Consider the following 22,525-nt stretch of genomic DNA (forward strand, 5'->3'; position numbering starts at 1 on the left):
CTGAACCACCGCTATCGCAGGCAAGCCAGCTCCCACACTGGTTCTGCGTTGCCCACAAAATCATCACCCGGCATAGACACCCTGTGGGGCGTCAGTCAGATAGCCTCAGGTTCGGTCAGCACTTTGCGAAAGGTTTCCACCAACGGCCTCAAGTTGACGCGGTGCCAGGCCGCCCACAGCGGTGTGGTGTAGGCCAGCCACGGCAGTTCGCGCAATACCACGCCCGGTGGAGCGTTGCGGCTCAGGCCCTTTTGCACCATCGCCACCCCTAGCCCCGACGCGACCAGGCCCAATGCAGTAAAGGGCTCGCTGGCTTCCATAGGAATCTGCGGGGTGAAACCGGCACGGATACAGGCGGCGACGAAATCATCGGCCGGGTTGGCGCCAGGTTTGCGCTGCACGCCGATCCATTGTTGGTCGGCCAGGTGCTCGGGTAACAGTTCATGTTGTTGAACCAGCGGATGCTGTTCGGGCAGGGCCAGCAGCATCGGGTCATCGAGGACTTGCCAGGCGGTCAGGTCCGGGTCGTCGGCGGCAGGTGGTTCGCCCACCAGGGCGATGTCCAGGCTGCGTTGGCGCAAACCTTCGAGTTGTTCCAGGGAGGGCAGGTTATACAGCTTGATATGCACGGCGGGCCGGTCGTCGCGCAGTATGCGCAAGGCATTGGGCAGGACACCGGCGTGCATGGCGTTTTCGATATAACCGATGCACAAACCGCCTTCTTCGCCGCGGCCCAGGCGCTTGCCCAGGGACTCCAGGCGGTTGGCGTGGGTCAGCAGGGCCTTGGTTTCGGCCAGGAACGTCTGGCCGTCGCGGGTCAGGCGGATGCGCTGCTGGCTGCGCTCGAACAGGGTCAGGCCCAGGCGTTCCTCGAGCTGGGCGATCTGCCGACTCAGGGGCGATTGGGAAATGTGCAAGCGCTCGGCGGCGCGGCCGACGTGTTCTTCTTCGGCCACCACTTCGAAGTAGCGCAACTGGCGTAGATCAATCATGTAAGACCTGCAAGGACTCAAGTTGGTCGCAGTATGTCTTGGACGGTCTGATCTGCGCAATCTAGCATCTGCTCAACGGTCACAGCGACCTCGCACCGATTGAGGAACCACCATGAGCTTGAAAGACACACTGCCCGGCGTACTGGGCTTTGGCACCGCCCCCTTGGGCAATATGTTTCGCGCTATCCCCGAAGAAGAAGCCCAGGCCACCGTCGAGGCCGCCTGGAGCCACGGCGTGCGTTACTTCGATACCGCGCCGTTCTACGGCTCGGGCCTGTCGGAAATCCGCTTGGGCCAGGCCCTGTCCAAGTATCACCGCGATGACTACGTGCTCAGCACCAAGGTTGGCCGGGTAATTCTCGATGAAGTCGAAGAAACCGCCCGTGACCTTGGGGAAAAAAGCGGCGTATTCGAACACGGCCGGCCCAATAAAATAATCAATGACTACAGCGCCGACGCCACCCTGCGCTCCATTGAAGACAGCCTGACACGCCTGCAAACCGATCGCCTGGACATCGTGTGGGTTCACGACATCGCCCAGGATTTTTACGGCGACCAATGGCTGGAATACTTCAACCAGGCCCGCACTGGTGCCTTCAAAGTACTCACCCGTTTGCGCGAGCAAGGAGTGATTAAGGCCTGGGGGCTGGGCGTCAATCGTGTCGAGCCTTGCGAGTTGACCCTGGACCTGGCCGAAGCCCAGCCCGACGGCTTTCTGCTGGCGGGTCGCTATACGCTGCTGGACCACGACCGCGCCTTGCAGCGCCTGATGGACGCAGCCCACGCCCAGCAGGTCGAGATCGTCGTCGGTGGCCCGTACAGCTCCGGCATCCTCGCTGGCGGTGCGCACTTTGAATACCAGCAAGCCGGTCCGGCGATCATTGCCAAGGTCGAGCAGATCAAGGCGATTGCCCAGGCGTTTGGCGTCAGTATCAAGGCCGCTGCGCTACAGTTTTCACTGGCGCATCCGGCGGTGGCGGCGGTGATTCCCGGTGCCAGTCGTCCGGGGCGGATTGCCGAAGACGTCGCGGCGTTGTCTGAACAGATTCCAGCAGCCTTCTGGCAGGCGTTGCGCGAGGCCCGCTTGATCTCGGACCGTGCACCTTTGCCTCTCTCACGTTAAGGAGCTTGAGCATGAAGATTGATGTAAGCGGCAAAGTGGCTATTGTCAGCGGTAGCACCGCCGGTATCGGCCTGGGCATCAGCCAGGCCCTGGCGCAATCCGGTGCCACGGTGGTGGTGATCGGGCGTGATACAGGCAAGGTGGACGACGCCTTGGCGAGCATTCGCCAGGCGGTTCCCGCTGCTCAACTGCGTGGTTTAGTGGCCGACCTCGGGACCGTTGAAGGCGCACAGAAACTCTTCGCCGCCGAACCCCGCGCCGACATTCTGGTCAACAACCTGGGCATCTTCGACGCGGTGGATTTCTTCGACGCGCCAGACAGTGAGTGGGCGCGCTTCTATGAGGTCAATGTGATCTCCGGCGTGCGCCTGGCGCGGCATTATGTGCCGGGTATGGTCGAGCAGGGCTGGGGTCGGGTGATCTTCGTGTCGTCGGAGTCCGGCGTGGCGACGCCGGCTGACATGATCAACTACGGAGTGACCAAAAGCGCCAACCTGGCGGTGTCCCACGGCCTGGCCAAGCGCCTGGCGGGTACTGGGGTGACGGTGAATGCTATCTTGCCGGGGCCGACCTTTACCGATGGCCTGGAACACATGCTCAAGGACGCCACGGCCGAATCCGGGCGCAGTGCCCGAGACGAAGCAGATGTGTTTGTGCGCCATGCGCGGCCCACCTCGATCATCCAGCGTGCGGCCAATGTGGATGAAGTGGCGAACCTGGTGGCGTACATTGCTTCACCGCTGTCTTCGGCGACGACCGGTGCCGCGCTGCGGGTTGACGGTGGCGTTGTCGACAGCATGGCAATCTGATTTTTTCCTGACTGGAGTATTGATTGTGGCAACAGCTTCTTCTGTGATTGAAATTGCGGTGTCGGCCGACCAAGTCTGGCAACTGATTGGCGGCTTCAACAGCCTGCCCGACTGGCTGCCTTTGATTGCCAAGAGCGAGCCGAGCGAGGGTGGCCGTGTGCGTCATCTGACCGCCGCTGACGGCGGCACGATTGTCGAGCGCTTGCAGACTTTCGACAACGTTGCGCGCACCTACAGCTACACCATTGAAGCGTCGCCGTTTCCGGTGAGTGCTTACCTGTCGACCTTGCAGGTGGAAGCGTTGACGGACACCTCGGCGAAAGTGACCTGGTCCGGCGTGTTCACGCCGGCAGCGGGCACCACCGATGCGCAAGTCGAGGAATTGTTTGCCGGTATTTACGAAGGCGGGCTTGAGGCGCTGCGCGGTAACTTCTAAAGATTGTGGCGAGGGAGCTTGCTCCCGCTGGACTGCGTAGCAGTCCCACAAAGAGCGGGGCCGCTTCGCGCCCCAGCGGGAGCAAGCTCCCTCGCCACAGGTTGGGTTTAGCCTATATGGAGCAAGGCTGCCGCGACAGCCTCTGCCGGCGTCATCTGCGCCGTATCCAGCCTGAACGGTGGTACCTCCCAGCGTTCATACTCATGTACCTGTACCGATTCCCAGGTCGGTGGCACCAGCCCCGGAATATCGCCCACACGCCCTTCGACTCGGCGCCGATGCGCCTGCTGATCGGTACACACTACCTCGATATTGATCAGTGCCACGCCGGCCGCTGTCGCCACCGCTTGCCAGGCATCGCGGCTTTCCTTCACCGGGTTCACACAATCGGCGATTACCCGCTGTCCCAGGCGCAGGTTACTCAGCGCCAGCGCATTCGCCACACCGTAGCCACTGGCCCCCACATCGCCCGCCAACACCGCAGCCTCCCGCAGCGCCTGCTCAATCACATCAATACGCAGGTAAACCGCGCCCAACTGTCGCGCCAGCTCCCTGGCAATCGTGGTCTTGCCACTGCCAGGCAAGCCGCTGAATACAATAAGCATGACCCATCAACCCCATATGTAGGAGCGAGCTTGCTCGCGAAAAACGCCAACAAAACGCGTACTGCCTGAATAAACGCGGTGCCTGTGAGTTTTTCGCGAGCAAGCTCGCTCCTACAGTGGTATTAGAACCGCGTGATTCATTTCACCCACAGGAGCGCCCATGACCCTGCCGTTCGTGAAGATGCACGCCCACGGCGATGACTTCATTATCATCGACCGCCGTGGCGAGGATAACCCCATTAATGCGCAGATTGCCCGCCACCTGGGTAACCGCCGCACCGGCATCGGTTTCAATCAACTGGCGGTGGTGCTCGACTGTGAGCAGGCCGCCGCGCGCGTTCAGTTCTGGAACCCCGACGGAACACGCCTGCAAACCTGCGGCAGCGCGACTCGTGGCGTGGCCGACCGCCTGATGCATGAGGCAGGTGCCGAGGCCATTGTGCTGCTTAGCGACCGCGGTTTACTGACATGCACACGTGCTGATGGGCAGCGGGTGTCGGTGGACATGGGCGCACCCTCGCTGGGCTGGGCGTCGGTACCCTTGGCCAAGGCGATGGACACCTGCGTGTTGCCTATCGACGGCCAGCCGGCAGCGTGCAGCATGGGCAACCCGCATTGCACGTTTTTTGTAGAGGATGTGACTGCGCTCGATATTGAGGCCATAGGCTCGACCCTGGAAGTTCACCCGCTGTTTCCGGCCAGGACCAATGTGCATTTCGTGCAAGTGCTGGACCGCGGCCATATCCGCCTGCGTATCTGGGAGCGTGGCGGCGGTGTGCCGCTGGGGTCCGGTTCATGCTGTTGCGGGGCGGTCGTCAACGGCATCCGGCGAGGGCTGCTCGATGAGCGTGTGGAAGTCCAGTGCGACGGTGGCGCGGTCACGGTGCAATGGGACGGGCAGGGCGGCGTGATATTGACCGGCCGTGTCGAGCCGATCATGCAGGGCACCGCGTACCTGGACTAGAACTTCACGGTAAACGTGGTGCCGGCACTCGCACAGGAACTCACCGCCACGTCGCCGCCATGTACTTTGGCCAGTTCGCGCACGATATACAGGCCCAGGCCTACGCTACGCACGTCGCTGCCTTGGTCGGTGCCGCGGGTCATGGGTTCGAACAACCCGGCCAGCAGGGTTTGCGGAATCGCCGGGCCGTGGTTGTGCACCGCAACCGCGCAGGTGTTGTCGCCCAGGCGTGAGGTGATGGTAATCGGCTGCAGCAAGTCGCCATAGGCCACGCTGTTGGCCACCAGGTTACCGATCATCTGTTGCACACGGTCGGCGTCCAGGCAGGCGTCGCCCTGGCCCTCGGCGTGATGCACCAGCGTGGCCTTGGGGAAGGCCACCCGCAGTTCGTCGACGCTGCGATGAATAACGCCATGCAGGTCCAGCGGTTGCGGCTTGATGGTAATGCCCTGGCCGACCCGGGCCTGGGTGAAGTCCAGCAGGTCGGCGATCATGCGAAGGGCGCGTTCGGAAGACTGGCCGATGTGCCCCAGTAGCTGGCGCTCCTTGGCCGTGCGCTCGCCGCGCTGGAGAAAGTCGGCGGCCATGCGGATCGCCGTCAGAGGGTTTTTCAGGTCGTGGCTGACAATCGCCACCATCTGTTCGGCAAACAACGCCCGGCGCTGGGCAATGGCATAGGCCTCGCTCAGCTCGGCCTGGGCCTGTTGCAGGGCCAGTTCCGTGGCGGTTTTTTCCTGCAGCAGGGCTTCGGCCTGCTTGCGCGCATTGAGCAGTTCGCGCTCGTACTTGTCACGGTCGGTGGTGCCGAACAGCGCCAGGTCATACACCACGCCGGCCGGCTGCTGGCGCTGGTTGGCATTGAGCAAGACCGTGACTTTGTGCCCGTTGGAATGGCGGATGTCGAGCTTCACCTCGGTGACGCTGCCGTGCATGCGCAGCATTGGCGCCAGGTGCGTCTGGTAGAAAATCCGCCCGCCCATGGCCAGCAGGTCCTGGAAACGCCGGCCCAGCAGTTGGGCCGCCGTGAAGCCCAGCCAATCGCACAAGCGTGGGTTGACGTGCAGGATCGTGCCATCTTCCTGGGTCACCGCCAGGGCACAGGCCGCGCTGTCAAACAGCGGGTCAACGGGCATCGGCAGCCGCCCAAGGGGCCAGGAACCGGTCCATCGCCGCGGCACACGCCTGGGGCGCGCTCATATGCGGGCAATGGCCGACATTCTCGACCAGGCAATAAGTGCTGTTAGGTAATACGGTGTGCAGGTATTCACCCACGGCCACGGGGGCGATCAGGTCGTCGGTCGATTGCAGGATCAGCACCGGGGTGGTCAGGCCGAACACATCCTGGCGGTTATCCGACAGGAAGGTCACGCGGGCGAACTGCTTGGCGATGTCCGGCTCGGTGCGACAGAAGCTGTCGGTGAGCGCCTCGCTCAGGTGCGGTTGCGTCGGTGCGCCCATGATCACCGGGGCCATGGCGCTGGACCAGCCCAGGTAGTTGCTGTCGAGGGTGTCGAGCAGGTCGTCGATGTCATCGTGCTTGAAACCGCCGACATACTCCTCAGTGTCGATATAGCGCGGCGATGGGCCAATCATCACATGCGCGGCAATGCGTTCCGGGATGAAACGATCAGCGAGAGTGCCGATCATCGAGCTCACCGAGTGGCCCACTAGAATCACCGGGCCTTGGGCGTAGGCGTCGATAATCTCGTTCAGGTCATGGGCATAGCCATCCAGGCGGCTGTATTTGGCTTTGTCGAACGCGCTCAGGTCCGACAGGCCGGCGCCAACCAGGTCATACAGCACCACGCGAAAGCGGTCGAGAAAGTGCGGCGCCAGGGCATCCCACATGGCCTGGTTGCAACCAAAACCGTGGGAAAACACCAGGGTCGAGGGACCGTTGCCCATCACATGTACATTGTTGCGGTGACTTAGGTCCATGGGCGTCCCGTAGATGGCTTATTGCTATGCAGCTGATCGGCAGTTTAGATAGTCGCAGGCCCTGGGTCACGCGTTTGCACGCAGATAAGGTAAAGTCGGCGCCTTCAGGGAGAGACTTCAGGTAACCATACATGATCGTGCTTGTGCGGCAATCGGTGTTCAGCCTACTGGCCCTGGTATTTTCCAGCCTGTTGATCACCGCTCATGCGGACACCTCGCCGATTGAGGTAGCCCTTGATCAGCGGGTCATTGACCTGACAAACACCCTCGACTCGGGCACCGCCCAGCGCCTCAAGCAACAGCTGGCTGACCTTGAACAACGCAAAGGCGCGCAAGTGGCGGTATTGCTGGTGCCAACCACCGGCAGCGCCGATATCGAAGGCTACGCCAACCAGCTGTTTCGTGCCTGGAAACTGGGACGCAAGGACGTCAACGACGGCATCCTGCTGGTGGTGGCCAAGGACGACCGCAAGGTACGTATCGAGGTGGGCTACGGCCTGGAAGGCATCGTCACCGACCTGCTGGCCCATCGTATTATTGAAGAACAGATCACCCCGGCGTTTCGCCAGGGCGATTTTGCCGGCGGTGTGCAACAGGGGGTGGACGCCCTGACCGTGCTGGTGGACGGCGGTGACCTGCCGCAACTGGCGGGAGCCGGGATCAACCCCCAATTCATGGCATTGTTGGCGGCGCTTATCCTGGGCGGCTTGGGCGGCGTGGCGATTGCAGCCGGCAAGCTGCATTGGCGCAAGGCGTTGATCGCCGCCGTGGCGGCCACGCTGTTGTTGACGCTGCTGGCGGGCGGTTGGGAGTGGCCGATGTTCCTGTTTGTCGTGCCGCTGACGCTGTTGATAGGCGGCGCGATATTCGGCGCGCTGTGGCAGGTGCGTACGCTGTTTTACTGTGTGATCGGGCTGCTGGCTTACAGCCTCGGGTTGGTTATGGCAAACCAGTACGTGGATGTCAGTTTCATCCATTGGCTGCTGTGGCCATTGGGCGTCTTGGTGGTGCTGGGGTTGTACCTGGTACTGCTGCTGATCATGAGAGAGACATGGCGCACCAGCCGCGCCGGTTTTATCGTGCGGCTGCTGGCGGCGGTAGTGGTGTACGTGGTGGCAGGATGGGTGATTGACGGCGGCCGCGACGGCTGGCTGCTGGCGTTTCCTATCGCATCGTTTGTCGCGCTGATTATCTTTGGCAAGGTTGGCGAGGGGGCTGGATCTGGCTCGGGCGGTGGCTCCGGTTCAAGTTCCAGCAGTTCTAGCAGCAGCTCGTCCGGTGGTGGTGGTTCCAGTGGCGGTGGTGGGGCTTCCGGCAGTTGGTGACTCGCTGGCGGATGCCCACGCTTTCGCACCCCACCCATGGCAAGCGCGTGTTTGGCAATACCATGGGGAGGCGCAACGGCTTGGATAGCAAACAGTCGTTTGCACTGTTACGCCTTGACCCAACCGCCCTTGCCGTCGGATTTGATTTAGGAATCTATGGGGGCGCGATTGGCGACGCTCGGAGCGTCGTCGATGACCTTTTGGTCCGCAGGCAGGTAACCGTTATCAAACCGATGGGGAAGAGGGGGGATCTGCGCGTCGTCGATGACCTTTTTGTCCGACGGCAGGCAGAGGTGATCAAACCGACGGGGAAGAGGGTGGATCTGCGCGTCGTCGATGACCTTTTTGTCCGAAGGCAGGAAGATCTGATCAAACCGATGGGGAAGAGGGTGGAACTGCGCGTCGTCGATGACCTTTTTGTCCGAAGGCACGAAGTGGTGATCAAACCGATGGGGAAGAGGATGGACCTGAGCGACGTGGATGGCTTTTTTGTCCGAAGGCAGGAAGAGGCGATCAAACCGATTGCGATTGGCGTAGGCCCGATATTCGTCGCCGACGCTCTTCCAGCCGCACTTGCCACCGGACACTTCTGCATCATCGCCAACCCTGTTTTCTTCCAAGGGGTTGTACCTGGGTTTATCGTTATCGATCTTGTTTGCGTCAACAGGTTGATGGGTCGGGATGGATGGGGTGAAGCCACTGATTGAAGACACGATTACACCTCTGTGATAGCTAGGAAGATGCCCCGCCGGGGCAGGGTCCTGGCGGGGTGTTTCGCAGGCTACAGCGCCCGGAACCTTCACTCAATGTGGCCTGTTTCGCGTGAATGTAAGCGTGTGAAACCCCTGTGTGGTTAGCTCATACAGCGGGAGAAGTTGCTGTAGGCACAATCTGAGATAACGCTTTGCAGCGTCAGGCTTGACGTCAGACAGCACAGACAAATCCAGGATTTTTACCTGTTGAAAAGCATTCGTTCCCTGCACGGCTTTTCGGCAGTTTCATGCCTTGCAACACACAATCACTACTGCGACGGTGTGGCTTTCAACGCCATCACCATTTCATGCCACGCCATCCCACCGTGATCCGACGGCGAAGGGCGCACGTAGGTATAGCCCATGCGGGTGTACAACGGCACATGCTGTTGCTTGCACATTAGATGAATCGTCTGCTTGCCCAGTGTTCCCATGCGCTGCACGAACGCGGTCATCAGTCTTTTCGCATAGCCCTTGCCTTGATGGGCCGGGTCGACCACCACCGACATGATCACCACATTCGGCGCCTCGGCGTCATGGCCCACCAACTCCTTGAAAGCCTCGTCCGACATTACCACCTCATGGGCACAGCCCGAGTTGATGAACCCCACCACTGCGCCATCTTCCTCCAGGATCAGAAATCCCTCGGGATACTGCGCGATGCGCGTGGCGATTTTTTCAAGCGTTGCGGCTTCGTCGCCTTCGTAAGCGGTGGTTTCAATGTGAAAGCAGCGTGCGGCGTCGGTGGGCAGGGCGTTGCGCAGGGTGAGAGTGGGCATGGGCGGTTCCAGGGATGTTCAGTGAAAGGCCACATCATAGAGAAACATCGGGCCTATGGCACCGCACGGCACCCCTTGTAGGAGCGAGCTTGCTCGCGAAAAACGTCAACGATAACGCGCGCCTCCTGGATGAACGCGGCGCCTGCGAGTTTTTCGCGAGCAAGCGCGCTCCTACACGTTGTAAGGGTAGGGCAGGCGCGACCGAGAGTCTGTATCAAACCCCACCCACCAACTTGCCACTGTCCATCCGGCGCTTATACGCACTGTCCCGACTCGCCAACCAGAAGTACAACGGCGAGGTCACCGCCAGCCCCACCACCCACGACAAGTCCGCGCCGTTGATGTGCTGCGAAATCGGCCCGACGTACAGCGGCGTGTTCATGAACGGAATCTGCACCGCGATCCCCACCGCATAGGCCAGCAGCGCCTGCGGGTTGTACTTGCCGTAGATGCCGCCATCCACACGGAAGATCGAGGCGATGTCGTATTGGCCTTTGTGAATGGCGTAGAAGTCGATCAGGTTGATCGCCGTCCAGGGCACCAGCACCACGAGCAGCACCAGCACCATGTCGACGAAGTGACCGATGAAGTCTTGGGAAGCAAACACCGCCGCAATCGAACAGGCGGCCAGCACGATAATGGAGATCACCGCACGGCTTTTCGCGGTCGGGATCCAGCGGTAGGCGAAGGTCTGTACCAGGGTGATGATCGACAGCACCGCGCCGTACAGGTTGAGGGCGTTGTGGCTGATCACGCTGAGCAGGAACAGTACCAGCATCAACGGGCCGATGGCGCCGGTGGCGAGTTTGACGGCGTCCATGGTGTCCATGCCTACCGGCGTGGCGAGCACTGCCACGGCGCCGAAGATGAACGCCAGGCTCGACCCCAGCGCCGAGCCCAGGTAGGTGGTCCAGAAGGTGGCGGCTACCGGCACGTCGGCTGGCAGGTAGCGGGAATAGTCCGACACGTAGGGCGCAAAGGCGATCTGCCACAGCGCGGCCAGGGAAACGGTGGCCAGCCAACCCGAGATGTTGAAGCTGCCACGGGTGAGGAAATCCGTGGTCTGTACATGGGTGAAGATGTAGGCAAAGCCCAGCACGATGCCGGCGCCCAGTACCCAGGTGCCGATTCGATTGAGTACGTGGATGAAGCGATAGCCGATGATGCCGATGATCCCGGAACCAATGGCGCCGATAACGATGCCCACCGGTACAGGCACGACGTCCACCACGCCGTGCAGGGATTTACCGGCCAGCACAATGTTGGAGGCGAAGAAGCCGATGTACATCACCCCGGCAATCACCACCACCAGCAACGCGCCGAGGGAGCCGAACTGAGCACGGCTCTGGATCATCTGCGGGATGCCCATCTGCGGGCCCTGGGCTGAGTGCAATGCCATCAGCACACCGCCGACCAAATGGCCGACAAGAATGGCGACAATGCCCCACACCAGGTTGAGGTGGAACAGTTGCACACCCAGTGCGCCAGTGACGATAGGCAACGGCGCGATGTTGCCGCCGAACCACAGGGTGAACAGGTCTCTTACCTTTCCATGGCGATCTTCCGGAGGCACGTATCCAATCGTGTGTTTTTCGATGAGCGGGGCGGAGGATGTTGCAGTGGTAACCATGACGAGCTCCAAGGCAAGGTGAGTACGTGGACGTACTTCGCTATGCGCTGCACGGGCGGCGCTTTGTTGTTGGAGTGATCATCTGTAATGGGCGCAGGCAGGTAAATTAGTAAGTTTGTTGCTATAGACCTTAAAAAAAATATCTCACGTGGTTTTATGCTCCGGTATGTTGCATGGGCTTCAATGGCTTGAAAAACCGGTGTATCTGCGCACCTGTTTGGGGCGAAAACCCACGTTTATGGAGGTGCCGATGGCTGCCTACAACCTGCGCCAGCTCAGATATTTTGTGACCACGGCCGAATGCGGCAGCGTCGCCGAGGCGTCGCGCAAGCTGTATATCGCCCAGCCGTCGGTGTCCACGGCGATCAAACAGCTGGAAGACAGCTTTGGCGTGCAGCTGTTTATCCGCCACCACGCCCAGGGCGTTTCCCTTACGCCCAGTGGCGCGCGCTTTTATCGCAAGGCTTTGGAGCTGTTGCGGGTGGCCCATGAGTTCGAGCAGAACGCCCTGGCGGATAATGACGTGGTGGCCGGGCAGATCGACATCGGCTGCTTTGAAACTGTGGCGCCGTTGTACCTGCCACGCTTGATCGCCGGCTTCAAGGCGCGCTGGCCAGGGGTGGAGATCCGCATCCGCGATGGCGAGCAGCAAGAATTGGTGCAGGCGCTGACCGCAGGCAGTATCGACGTGGCGATGTTGTTTGAGCACGACCTGGGCGGCACCATCGAGACCACGCCGTTGATGCCGCCCCAACAGCCCTATGCGTTGCTGCCGGCCGATCACCGCTTCGCCCAGCAGGCCAGGGTGTCCCTGGCCGACCTGGTGCTGGAGCCAATGATTTTGCTGGACGTGTTGCCCAGCCGTACCTACTTCGTGAGCATCTTCGAAGAGCGCGGGCTGACCCCGAATATCGTATTCAGCTCGCCCTCCATCGAAATGGTGCGGGGCATGGTGGGGCGCCGGTTCGGGTTCTCGATCCTGGTGACCAAACCCTTCAGCGAGTACACCTATGATGGGCAGAAGGTGGTGTGCATTCCCTTGGCTGAAACGGTCACGGGGTCCGGGTTGTCGGCCGTGTGGCTGCGTCGTGCACCGCTGACCAAGCCGGTGCAATTGTTTGTCGACTATTGCCGTGAAGAACTTGCGCGGTTACTGGCGTGACTGCGAACCAGCCCCGCGCGCTTATGCGGGTCAGTTTTCAGCCAACTGGAGCTGTTGCTTGGCCAGCTTCACCACATTGTCCAGGGTAAACCCGAACTTCTCCTGCAACTTTGCCAGCGGTGCCGAGGCCCCAAAACTGTTCATCACCACCTTGGCGCCGGTCTGCCCGACATAGCGGTCCCAGCCCAAGGGACCTGCCTGTTCCACCACTACGCGGGCTTTCACCGCGGGCGGCAGCACACTGTCGCGGTAGGCTTGATCCTGGTCTTCAAACAGCTCCCAACTGGGCATCGATACCACGCTGGCGGCAATGCCTTCACCTTTGAGCTGCTCATAGGCGGCTACCGCCAGGCTGACTTCGCTGCCTGTTCCTATCAGGATGACCTCAGGCTCTTGCGCACTGGCCAGCACGTAGGCACCTTTGGCCGCACCGCAGGCCGCCGCGTACTGGGTGCGATCCAGGGTGGGCAGCGGCTGGCGTGACAGCACGACACAGCTGGGCCGATGAGTCTGGGCCAAGGCGACTTTCCACAATTCCAGCGTTTCATTGGCATCGCCCGGGCGCAAGGTCAACAGCCCCGGCGTGGCCCGCAGTTGGGTGAGGTGTTCGATAGGCTGATGTGTCGGTCCATCCTCGCCGACGCCGATGGAGTCATGGGTAAACACGAAGATCACGGGTAATTCCATGATCGCCGCCAGGCGGATCGGCGGTTTCATGTAATCGCTGAATACCAGGAAGGTCGAGGTATACGGGCGCAGGTAGGACAGCGCCATGCCGTTGGCGATTGCGCCCATGGCGTGTTCGCGGATACCGAAGTGCAGGTTGCGCCCGCTGTAATCATCCGCGCTGAAACGCCCGGCGTCGTCGAAGGTGAGGTTGGTCTTGGTCGAGGGCGACAAATCCGCCGAGCCGCCCAGCAGCCAGGGGATCTGTTGGGCGAAGGCATTCAACACTTCGCCGCCTGAGGTACGGCTGGCGACGCCTTTGGCATCGGCGGCAAAGTCTGGCAGGTGCGCTTGCCATTGCTCGGGCATTTCCCCGGCGCGCATGCGTTGCAGTTCATCGGCCCGTTGCGGCTCGAGGGAGGCCAGGGTCTGGTTCCATTCGGCGTACAACGGCTCGGCACGTTCGTAAAGGGCATCGCGCAACACTGTGCGAGCCTCTTGCGGCACCAGGAAGCTCGAATCCTGCGGCCAGCCATAGGCGGCCTTGGTCAGGCGAATTTCATCGTCCCCCAACGGCTCGCCATGGGCAGCAGCGGTATTGTGTTTGTGCGGTGAGCCGTAGCCGATCACGCTGTCCACGACGATCAAGGTGGGCGCGCCGGTGTTGGCCTTGAAGGTTTCCAGCGCCACGCTCAAGGCCTGCAAGTCATTGGCGTCGGTGACATGCACGGTGTGCCAGCCATACGCCTGGAAGCGTTGGATCACGTCTTCACTGAACGCCAGCTCAGTGTGGCCCTCGATGCTGATGGTGTTGTTGTCATAGATCCAGCACAGGTTATCGAGCTTCAAGTGCCCGGCCAGGGACGCGGCTTCGCTGCTGATGCCTTCCATCATGTCGCCGTCACCGCACAGGGTGTAGACGTCATAGTCAAACAGCACCTGGCCGTCGCGGTTGAAGCGCTGAGCCAGCCAACGCTCAGCCATGGCCATGCCCACGCTGTTGGCGCAGCCCTGGCCCAACGGGCCCGTGGTGGTTTCTACGCCTGTGGTCATGCGGTACTCGGGGTGGCCAGGGGTCTTGGAGCCCATCTGCCGGAACTGCTTGATATCCTCGAGGCTGACGGCCGGTTGGCCGGAACGCTTGCCGTGGGCGTCGATCTCTACCACGCCGGCCAGGTGCAATAGCGAATACAGCAACATCGAGGCATGCCCCACCGACAACACAAAACGGTCACGGTTGGGCCAGTCGGGATGTTCGGGGTGATAACGCAGGAAGCGACTCCACAGTGTGTACCCCACGGGCGCCAGGCCCATGGGCGTGCCAGGGTGACCCGAATTGGCCTTCTGCACGGCATCCATGGCCAGGGTGCGTAGGGTATTGATGCATTGGGTGTCGGCAGCAGTGGCAACGTGACTCATAAAACCGTTCTCCCTGGGGTGGCGATCTACAGTGGAGGGCAGGGCGGGGCAAAGGTTTGATCCCATCGCGTGCGCCGCGACGAACGGGTCGTTCTTGACTTCAAACATGACAAGTCTTGTTGGAATGGGCTAGCTTCAAGGGCGCAGACCATCGATCAATCTGTGGAGGTACGCCATGCCAGTGAAACACGACCTGTATCAGGACTTGGGATTGAGCAAGGAAGACGTTCACAAGCGCAGGGCGCAAGACAACCGGTTGGACTCACTGCTCACTCAATACGACGACGCCGACGCCAAGGTGCTAAAAGCGGAAAAAGCCAGTGCCAGCGATGAAGAGGTGGAGAACCTGAAGAAGAAGCGGCTGTCGATCAAAGACGAAATTGCGCAGCGGCTGGCTTAAGCAAACCCGTAACCTGTGGCGAGGGAGCTTGCTCCCGTTCGGCTGCGCAGCCGCCGCCGATGGGGGCGCTTCGCACCCCAGCGGGAGCAAGCTCCCTCGCCACACACACACACGGAATGTGCACATTTGTTCAGAATTGTCTGGAGGACAAGTGTCGCTTCTCTCCTTATGATGCCCCCGTCCACTCGGCTCTGGGGCTTGTTGCGGCGCAAGGATTGCGTTGTTTGAGCCGGGTGGGCATCCTCAGAATTCATGCAACACAGGGCCGAATCGGTCGGCTGCAAATGCCGTCTGTGGGAGCTGGCTTGCCTGCGATGGCGGCCTCCCAGCCGACGCCTACCTACCTGACACACCGCGATCCAACTGTGGGAGCGGGCTTGCTCGCGAAGGCGGCCTGACAGGCGACGCAGGTATACCGGGTGTATATCCATTCCTGCGGTAACGGCCACTTAGGGTTCCGCTTTTACAGCGGCTCACTTTTGAAAAGCCCAAAAGTAAGCAAAAGGCTCTTGCCCCACCACTCGGCACCTCGCTTAGGCTCGGTGTGCCCGTAATCCTCCAGTGATTTGGGGGGCCGCCGCCACGCGCCATCCATGGCGCGGGGCGGCTAAACCCGCATCCCTGCCGGTTTACCCCCCAAATCCCTGTCGAATTCCGGCCAGCGTGGTTTGACGGGGCGCTTAAGATCAAGATCAAAAGCAGATCAAGATCAAAAGCGGCTCGCTTCGCATCGTGGTTACCATCAACGCCGTGACGCTTGGCGTTCGGTCTTGCATCCAGTCATTTCAACAGCGTTTCAACGCATATATCCATGGAACGCTGCTGCGTCTGCTCATACAACTGCAACTCATCAATCGTCCTGCGCCCCAGCGCCTGTTCGAAGGCATCTCGGTTGGAGTTGCCCGCGTAGTGACTCTGCGCCCCATCCCCCAGGTTTGACTGGAAGATCCCCGCCGCACTGACCGGCAAAAAGTCCTCATACACCAACGGCTCCACCGCCACATGACCGGCACCGACCAGCGCCTCCAATGTGCGCGGCTGATCGGCCTGGGCGCGTGCCGTCAGGCCTTTATCGGTGACGAAGTAGCGAAAATACGCCAAGCCCTGCTCGCGCATCTGCGGGTAGTTATCGGGGAAGGCGTGGAAGTGCTGTTCCATCAATTGCACATAGCGCTCGGCGTTGGCCTCATTGGGGAATGTGCCGAGTTCGTCGCGGGCGGCGTTCAGCAGTTGGTCGTACAGGGCGCGGCCTTTAGGGGTAAGTGCGACGCCGCGCTGTTCGATTTCGCCGAAGCGTGCGCTGTGGCTGCCGTGGGCATCGGTGAAGGCGATGGGTTCGTCCAGGGCCTTGAAGCTGGTCTGGCGCAGCAGGATCGGACATTGGCGCCGAGGTGGGCCTTCGATCACGGCTTTGGGAGTGATGCCTTTGCCGGGCATCGCCGCCTGCACCTGGTCGATGTCCAGGGTGCGTGGCGTCAGGTGGTTGATGTGCGGGCCTTTGAACGCGACGACGTCGGCGATCAGGCGGTGCTGGTCGCTCAGTTGCTGATATTGGGCGCCGGTGACCGTGGCAGTGTGGTGCCAGCGGAACGTCTCCAGGGCCTGGCGGATAAAGACCTCGGCATCGCTGGCATTCAAGCCGCCTTGGGTCTCTGCCTGGTCGATCAATGCCAAGGCCTCGCCGGTGAAGATCGAGCGCTTGGCCAGGGCGCTTTCGGCGAAGGCGCGCAGGTCGGGGTTTTCGATCAGTTCCAGGCGCAGCAATGAAGTGAACACGCGAAACGGGCTGGTTTGCAGCGCGTGTTCATGCACGGCGCGAAAGGCGGTGGAGTGAACAGGTACGCCAGCGGGGGTGAGGTCGTAGTACCCCACCGGTTGCATGCCCATCACCGCAAACAAACGGCTGATAGTCGCCAGTTCCGCAGCGGTGCCCAGGCGGATGGCGCCGTGGCGTTCCATGCCCAGGCGCTGGATTTCGCCGGTACGTTGCAGCTGGTGCGCCAGGCCCGGTTCGCTGTCGAGCACATGTGCATTGGTCTCGGCCACCAACTCCAGCAACGCCCCATATAACGGAACTTCATCTCGATACATGTCGGACATGGCCTTGGAAAAGCCCTTGCGGATCTCGTCAGGGCTGACATGTGCAGTGGCGTGCATAGAAAAATTCCTGATGGCTGGAGCGATGAAAGTGGCCTTTGCCTGATTTTGTTGAGCCGCCGGCTGCCTTGCAAACGAAGATTCTTCTGGACTTCATTCTGCAAATGAATGAGTTGACCCTGCGTCCAAGTCTTCATGTGCAAGCGGGCGTCATTGGGCTCTACACTGCGCTCCACCGTGTAGGTGAAGGAGGACCCAATGACGGCCAAACCCGCAACCAACCTGCTGGACACCCTCGAAGGCCAGCGCCTGGCAACGCCAGGCGCCGAGCAGTGGCGCGACTGGGGCCCGTACCTGAGTGAACGCCAATGGGGCACGGTGCGCGAAGACTACAGCGCCGACGGTGACGCCTGGGCCTACTTCCCTCATGAGCATGCACGCAGCCGCGCCTATCGATGGGGCGAGGACGGGTTGGCCGGTTTCAGTGACAAGGCTCAACGCTGGTGCCTGGGCCTGGCGCTGTGGAACGAGCGTGACGCAATCCTCAAGGAACGTCTGTTCGGCCTCGACAACGCCGAAGGCAACCACGGTGAAGACGTCAAGGAACTGTACTTTTTCGTCGATGGCGTGCCGAGCCATGCCTACATGCGCATGCTCTACAAATATCCCCATGCGGCCTTTCCCTACGCTGACCTGATCGCCGAAAACGCCCGTCGTGGGCTGGCGGATGCCGAGTATGAAATCCTTGATACCGGTGTGTTCGCAGACAACCACTACTGCGACGTCAGTGTCGAATACGCCAAGCATCAGCCCGACGATATTTTCATGCGCGTCACCGTGCATAACCGTTCGGACCAACCCACACGCCTGCAGGTGCTGCCCCAGCTCTGGGCGCGCAATGACTGGAGCTGGACCTTCGATGCACCCAAGCCCAGCTTGAGGTTGGACGGCGAGCGGGTTCTGGCGCGTCATCATGAACTCGATGATCGCCACCTCAGTGCCTGGGGCCAGGACGGGTTGCAGTGGCTGTTCTGCGAAAACCAAACCAATCGGCCCAAACTGGACGGGCAACCGGCGCCGGGGCCATTCAAGGATGGCATTAATGATTACGTGGTGGGCGGGGTTGAGTCGGCCGTTCGCCGGGACGCCGGCACCAAGGTGGCCGCGCATTTCACCCTTGAACTGGCGGGCCAGGAAAGCAAAACTCTTTACCTGCGTTTTGCGCCTCTGGACGCGCCCGATGTCAATGCGAGCAAGCTATTCGAACAGCGCCGCCAGGAGGCCGATGACTTCTACGCGGTCTTGCAACAGGGCCTTGCCGATGACGATGCGCGCAATGTGCAACGCCAGGCCCTGGCCGGCCTGCTGTGGTCCAAGCAACTGTACTATTTCGACGTGAACCAGTGGCTTGACGGCGACCCGGCTCAGCCCGCGCCACCGCCCGAGCGTCTGCTTATCCGCAATTCCCATTGGCGGCACCTGAGCAACTTCGACATCTTGTCCATGCCCGACACTTGGGAATACCCCTGGTATGCCTCTTGGGATCAAGGCTTCCAGGCGGTGGCCATCGCGCTGATCGACCCCGGTTACGCCAAGCAACAGCTGTTGCTGCTGGTAAAGGACCGCTTCATGCACCCCAACGGCCAATTGCCGGCCTACGAATGGCGTTTTGACGACGCCAACCCGCCCGTGCATGCCTGGGCCAGCTGGCGCGTATATCAGCAGGACAAGGCGTTGACCGGCGTGGGCGACATGGATTTCTTGGAGCGCATCTTTCACAAGCTGCTGTTGAATTTCTCCTGGTGGGTCAACCGCAAGGACGCCGAGGGCCGCAACCTGTTCCAGGGCGGTTTTCTGGGCCTGGACAATATCGCCTTGTTCGACCGCTCGGCCACGTTGCCGCCGGGTTACCAGTTGGACCAGGCCGATGGCACCGCCTGGGTGGCGGCCTATGCCCTGGACCTGATGCGCATCGGCCTGGAGTTGGCCAAGCGCAATGTGGTGTACGTGGACATTGCCGTGAAGTTTTTCGAGCATTTCCTCTACATCGCCGGTGCTATCAACCGCGTCGATGACAGCGCCGAAGGCTTGTGGGATGAGCAGGACCAGTTTTTCTACGACGTACTGCACCGTCCTGATGGCCAGAGCGAACCGGTGCGCCTGCGCTCCATCGTCGGGTTAATGCCGCTGTTCGCGGTGCTTGTGCTGGAACAGCGCGAGCACGAGGGCCTGGAAGGCTTGCGCGAGCGCCTGCTGGGCTTTATGCATCATCGGCCGGACCTGGCCAGGTTGGTTTCGCGCTGGACCGAACCGGGGCAGGGCAACCGCCTGTTGCTGGCGCTGCTGCGCGGTGAACGCACCAAGGATTTGCTGCGACGCATGCTGGATGACCAGGAGTTCTTGTCGGCCTTTGGCGTGCGCGCCCTGTCCAAGGCGTTCGCCGAGCAGCCCCTGGCGTTGAAGATGAATGGCGACACCTTGTGCGCCAGTTACCAACCCGGTGAATCCGACTCACGCTTGTACGGCGGCAACTCCAATTGGCGCGGGCCGCTGTGGATGCCGGTCAATTACATGCTGATTGAATCGTTGCGCGAATTTCATCGCTATTACGCGGAGCATTTTTCCGTGGAGTACCCGACGGGCAGTGGGTATCTGGCGTCACTCGAGGAAGTGGCTGACAGCCTCAGCGAGCGGCTGACGCGGCTGTTTCTCAAAGATGAAAACGGTGTGCGGCCGTCGATGGCGGGGTATGCGCAGTTGCAGGAAGACCCGGCCAGTCGTGACCTGGTGTTGTTCCATGAGTATTTTCATGGTGAGACAGGGCGAGGGTTGGGGGCTTCACACCAGACCGGGTGGAGCGCGTTGGTGGCGTTGTTGCTACAGCCAAAAACCTGAGCAGTCCTACGGATTTGCTTTTCTGTGGGAGCTGGCTTGCCTGCGATACAGGCACCGCGGTGATGGAGTAGATGCCATCGCAGGCAAGCCAGCTCCCACAGGGGATCTTCATTCACCGCGAGAATGCAGGCAAAAAAATCCCGCCTGGGGAGGCGGGATCAGGATTCAGGGTTACCCGTGAATCAGGAAGGGAACAGCTCGCTCAGCTTCATCGCCAGCATCATGTCGCCTTCGGTGCGCAGCTTGCCGCCCATGAACGCTTGCATGCCGTCGGTGGAGCCGTCGACGATGCCTTCCAGGGTCTCGCTGTCCATCACCAGGGTGACCTGCGCGTCAGGGTTTTCGCCTTCTTTGAGCTCGCAGGTCTTGTCCTTGACTACCAGCGAGAAATTCTTGCTGTCGTCGATACGGAAACCGAACACCAGGTCCAAGCCTTCGGCAGCGCTTGGGTTGAATTTGGCTTTCATTGCTTCTACTGCTTTAGCTACGTCAGTCATGGTTTCGATCCTTAAGGGTAGAGTCCAGTGACCTTGGGGTCACGGTTGGCCGCAGTTCATCGGAAAGTGATGAGCTGCGGCGCCTTCAACAGTTGCAAGTGGGCGTGACTGTTGAAGGAAGCCAGTGCCACCTCGCGACCACGGAACTTCAGTTGGTTGAGCGAGGTGTTAACAATTTGCCAGTTCATTTCGAAGGCCTGGGCGGCAGGCATTCGGGTAATCAGGTGGAGCAGGGCGGTGATGGTGCCGCCGGAGGTGAATACGGCGATTTTGTCGGTGTGGTTGGCGGCTTCAAGGATCCGCTGCAAACCACCCTGGACCCGCTCGACAAACCCCAGCCAGCTTTCCAGCCCGGGCGGATCATAGGTGCCGGCCAGCCAGCGTTCGATGATCAGGGCGAAAATGCGTTGGAACTCGCTGCGGTTCTGCGGGCCATTGCGCAGGATGTGCACGGCATCCGGCTCACTGCTGAGCAGGTCGGGCAACAGGCCGCGAATGATCGCCTCGCCGTCGAACTCGTTGAACGCGCTGTCTGTTTCCAATGCCGGAACCGGCAAGCCCAGGGCGCTGTACTGGTCGAACGTGGCGCTGGCAGTGTGCTGCTGGCGACGCAGGTCGCCGGCGATGCAGCGGTCAAACGCAATGCCCAGGTCTGCCAGGTGGCGACCGAGCACTTGCGCTTGTTCCACGCCAATGGGCGAGAGGACGTCATAGTCGTCTGCACCGAAGGAAGCCTGGCCATGTCGAATCAGATAAATGCTGCCCACGTCCGTTTTCCCGGTACGTTGAAAGTCTGGCGAGGTTATGAGGATGCCTGCGAGCTGTCAATGAAAAAACATACGCTTGTTTTAAAAGCGCGTTGGAGCCCACCTGCTGGCGGTTTGATCACTGGCTCCTTCGCAGTGGCGTCGGTATGCTGAGGCCATCCGCGCCTGGCGCAGTGCATTTTTTAAGGAGACATATGGATTTTTTGGCCGAATACGCGAGCTTTCTGGCGAAGACCGTCACCCTGGTGGTCGCTATTCTGGTGGTACTGATCAGCTTTGCAGCACTGCGCAGCAAAGGTCGTCGTAAATCCGCCGGCCAATTGCAGGTCAGCAAGCTGAATGATTTCTACAAGGGCTTGCGTGAGCGCCTGGAGTCCAGCCTGCTCGACAAGGACCAGCTCAAGGCCCTGCGCAAGTCCGAAAGCAAAGCTGAAAAGAAGAAAGACAAGAAGAAGCCCGAGCCCAAGCCACGGGTATTCGTGCTGGATTTCGACGGTGACATCAAGGCCTCGGCCACCGAAAGCCTGCGCCATGAAATCACCGCACTGCTGAGCCTGGCCACGCCCAAGGACGAAGTGGTGTTACGCCTGGAAAGCGGCGGCGGCATGGTGCACAGCTATGGCCTGGCCTCCTCGCAACTGGCGCGTATCCGCCAGGCCGGCGTGCCGTTGACCGTGTGCATCGACAAAGTCGCGGCCAGCGGTGGCTACATGATGGCGTGCATCGGCGAGAAGATCATCAGCGCTCCCTTCGCCATTCTCGGTTCCATTGGCGTGGTGGCGCAGTTGCCCAACGTCAATCGCCTGCTTAAAAAGCACGACATCGACTTTGAAGTGCTGACCGCCGGTGAATACAAGCGCACGCTCACAGTGTTCGGCGAAAACACCGAGAAGGGCCGGGAGAAGTTCCAGGAAGACCTGGACATCACTCATCAGCTGTTCAAGAACTTCGTCTCGCGTTACCGCCCGCAGTTGGCGATTGACGAGGTGGCCACTGGCGAAGTGTGGTTGGGGGTTGCCGCTCTCGACAAACAACTGGTCGATGAGCTGCAAACCAGCGATGAATACCTGGCCACCAAGGCCAAGACCGCCGAAGTGTTCCACCTGCACTATGCCGAGCGTAAGAGCCTGCAGGAGCGCGTGGGCTTGGCGGCCAGCGGTTCGGTGGACCGGGTGCTGTTGACCTGGTGGAGCCGCTTGACCCAGCAGCGGTTCTGGTAAGCCAGTACTGAAAACCAGGTAATCCCTTGTCGATCGTTCGCACGCGGAG

The 22,525-nt window shown here is 60.9% G+C and carries 20 protein-coding genes; 9 read left to right on the forward strand and 11 right to left on the reverse strand.

Annotated features, from left to right (window positions below):
• Positions 1 to 95: 95 nt before the first annotated feature.
• Positions 96 to 992, reverse strand: a complete 897-nt coding sequence (locus BT204_RS17965; protein ID WP_072447707.1) for a LysR substrate-binding domain-containing protein — start codon at positions 990 to 992, stop codon at positions 96 to 98.
• 112 nt (positions 993 to 1,104) lie between these two features.
• Here BT204_RS17965 and BT204_RS17970 point away from each other — a divergent pair, with 112 nt between their 5' ends.
• The 3 genes from BT204_RS17970 to BT204_RS17980 are packed head-to-tail and all read left to right on the forward strand — an operon-like array spanning position 1,105 to position 3,360.
• The gene (locus BT204_RS17970) at positions 1,105 to 2,115 is read left to right on the forward strand and encodes an aldo/keto reductase (RefSeq protein ID WP_072447710.1); all 1,011 of its coding nucleotides are present in this window, start codon (positions 1,105 to 1,107) and stop codon (positions 2,113 to 2,115) included.
• 11 nt (positions 2,116 to 2,126) lie between these two features.
• Positions 2,127 to 2,924 carry an SDR family NAD(P)-dependent oxidoreductase gene (locus BT204_RS17975; RefSeq protein ID WP_072447712.1) on the forward strand — a complete coding sequence of 266 codons (798 nt, stop codon included), beginning with the start codon at positions 2,127 to 2,129 and terminating at the stop codon, positions 2,922 to 2,924.
• Between the two features lie 25 nt (positions 2,925 to 2,949).
• Positions 2,950 to 3,360 (forward strand): SRPBCC family protein, encoded by a 411-nt coding sequence (locus tag BT204_RS17980; RefSeq protein ID WP_054918606.1) that lies wholly within the window; start codon positions 2,950 to 2,952, stop codon positions 3,358 to 3,360.
• Positions 3,361 to 3,467: 107 nt separating this feature from the next.
• Here the strand turns inward: BT204_RS17980 and BT204_RS17985 are convergent, their stop codons facing one another.
• Entirely contained in the window at positions 3,468 to 3,965 is a 498-nt protein-coding gene (locus BT204_RS17985; RefSeq protein ID WP_034125769.1) for a P-loop nucleotide/nucleoside kinase family protein, read from the reverse strand.
• A 160-nt stretch (positions 3,966 to 4,125) separates the two neighbouring features.
• Between BT204_RS17985 and dapF the strand changes: the two genes are divergently transcribed.
• A complete protein-coding gene (gene dapF, locus BT204_RS17990) occupies positions 4,126 to 4,929 on the forward strand; it encodes a diaminopimelate epimerase (RefSeq protein WP_034125768.1) in 804 nt (267 codons plus the stop codon).
• Here the strand turns inward: dapF and BT204_RS17995 are convergent.
• Positions 4,926 to 6,062, reverse strand: a complete 1,137-nt coding sequence (locus BT204_RS17995; RefSeq protein ID WP_072447715.1) for a PAS domain-containing sensor histidine kinase — start codon at positions 6,060 to 6,062, stop codon at positions 4,926 to 4,928. The genes dapF and BT204_RS17995 overlap by 4 nt on opposite strands.
• Positions 6,052 to 6,867 carry an alpha/beta fold hydrolase gene (locus tag BT204_RS18000; protein ID WP_072447717.1) on the reverse strand — a complete coding sequence of 272 codons (816 nt, stop codon included), beginning with the start codon at positions 6,865 to 6,867 and terminating at the stop codon, positions 6,052 to 6,054. The genes BT204_RS17995 and BT204_RS18000 overlap by 11 nt, the downstream gene beginning before the upstream one ends.
• A gap of 131 nt (positions 6,868 to 6,998) precedes the next feature.
• Between BT204_RS18000 and BT204_RS18005 the strand changes: the two genes are divergently transcribed.
• Positions 6,999 to 8,192 carry a TPM domain-containing protein gene (locus BT204_RS18005; RefSeq protein ID WP_072447719.1) on the forward strand — a complete coding sequence of 398 codons (1,194 nt, stop codon included), beginning with the start codon at positions 6,999 to 7,001 and terminating at the stop codon, positions 8,190 to 8,192.
• A gap of 146 nt (positions 8,193 to 8,338) precedes the next feature.
• Here the strand turns inward: BT204_RS18005 and BT204_RS27570 are convergent, their stop codons facing one another.
• The 3 genes from BT204_RS27570 to BT204_RS18020 all read right to left on the reverse strand — a co-directional run bounded on the left by BT204_RS27570 (position 8,339) and on the right by BT204_RS18020 (position 11,353).
• Positions 8,339 to 8,905, reverse strand: a complete 567-nt coding sequence (locus BT204_RS27570; protein ID WP_139271524.1) for a hypothetical protein — start codon at positions 8,903 to 8,905, stop codon at positions 8,339 to 8,341.
• 308 nt (positions 8,906 to 9,213) lie between these two features.
• Positions 9,214 to 9,723: a GNAT family N-acetyltransferase gene (locus tag BT204_RS18015; RefSeq protein ID WP_060765081.1), complete on the reverse strand. Its 510-nt coding sequence runs from the start codon at positions 9,721 to 9,723 to the stop codon at positions 9,214 to 9,216.
• Positions 9,724 to 9,937: 214 nt separating this feature from the next.
• A complete protein-coding gene (locus BT204_RS18020) occupies positions 9,938 to 11,353 on the reverse strand; it encodes a purine-cytosine permease family protein (protein WP_072447724.1) in 1,416 nt (471 codons plus the stop codon).
• A gap of 250 nt (positions 11,354 to 11,603) precedes the next feature.
• Between BT204_RS18020 and BT204_RS18025 the strand changes: the two genes are divergently transcribed.
• On the forward strand, positions 11,604 to 12,515 hold the full coding sequence (locus BT204_RS18025; protein ID WP_072447726.1) for a LysR family transcriptional regulator: 912 nt from the start codon (positions 11,604 to 11,606) through the stop codon (positions 12,513 to 12,515).
• Between the two features lie 30 nt (positions 12,516 to 12,545).
• Here BT204_RS18025 and tkt read toward each other — a convergent pair whose 3' ends face one another.
• The gene (gene tkt, locus BT204_RS18030) at positions 12,546 to 14,600 is read right to left on the reverse strand and encodes a transketolase (protein WP_072447728.1); all 2,055 of its coding nucleotides are present in this window, start codon (positions 14,598 to 14,600) and stop codon (positions 12,546 to 12,548) included.
• A 175-nt stretch (positions 14,601 to 14,775) separates the two neighbouring features.
• Between tkt and BT204_RS18035 the strand changes: the two genes are divergently transcribed.
• A complete protein-coding gene (locus BT204_RS18035) occupies positions 14,776 to 15,000 on the forward strand; it encodes an HP1242/YdcH family protein (RefSeq protein ID WP_072447730.1) in 225 nt (74 codons plus the stop codon).
• 780 nt (positions 15,001 to 15,780) lie between these two features.
• On the opposite strand, the gene BT204_RS18040 is transcribed toward BT204_RS18035, so the two are convergent.
• Positions 15,781 to 17,157 carry a 2-oxoadipate dioxygenase/decarboxylase HglS gene (locus BT204_RS18040; protein ID WP_072447732.1) on the reverse strand — a complete coding sequence of 459 codons (1,377 nt, stop codon included), beginning with the start codon at positions 17,155 to 17,157 and terminating at the stop codon, positions 15,781 to 15,783.
• Between the two features lie 198 nt (positions 17,158 to 17,355).
• On the opposite strand from BT204_RS18040, the gene BT204_RS18045 reads away from it, so the two are divergent.
• Positions 17,356 to 19,992, forward strand: coding sequence for an MGH1-like glycoside hydrolase domain-containing protein (locus tag BT204_RS18045; RefSeq protein ID WP_072447734.1), 2,637 nt, complete (start codon positions 17,356 to 17,358; stop codon positions 19,990 to 19,992).
• 182 nt (positions 19,993 to 20,174) lie between these two features.
• On the opposite strand, the gene BT204_RS18050 is transcribed toward BT204_RS18045, so the two are convergent.
• A complete protein-coding gene (locus tag BT204_RS18050; protein ID WP_034125754.1) occupies positions 20,175 to 20,489 on the reverse strand; it encodes an SCP2 sterol-binding domain-containing protein in 315 nt (104 codons plus the stop codon).
• Positions 20,490 to 20,545: 56 nt separating this feature from the next.
• On the reverse strand, positions 20,546 to 21,256 hold the full coding sequence (locus BT204_RS18055) for a histidine phosphatase family protein (RefSeq protein ID WP_034135852.1): 711 nt from the start codon (positions 21,254 to 21,256) through the stop codon (positions 20,546 to 20,548).
• Positions 21,257 to 21,450: 194 nt separating this feature from the next.
• Between BT204_RS18055 and sohB the strand changes: the two genes are divergently transcribed.
• Positions 21,451 to 22,476, forward strand: coding sequence for a protease SohB (gene sohB / locus BT204_RS18060; RefSeq protein ID WP_014718187.1), 1,026 nt, complete (start codon positions 21,451 to 21,453; stop codon positions 22,474 to 22,476).
• Positions 22,477 to 22,525: the final 49 nt, after the last annotated feature.

This window comes from Pseudomonas sp. NFPP02 (genome assembly GCF_900119355.1).
Taxonomy (GTDB): Bacteria; Pseudomonadota; Gammaproteobacteria; order Pseudomonadales; family Pseudomonadaceae; genus Aquipseudomonas; species Aquipseudomonas paracarnis.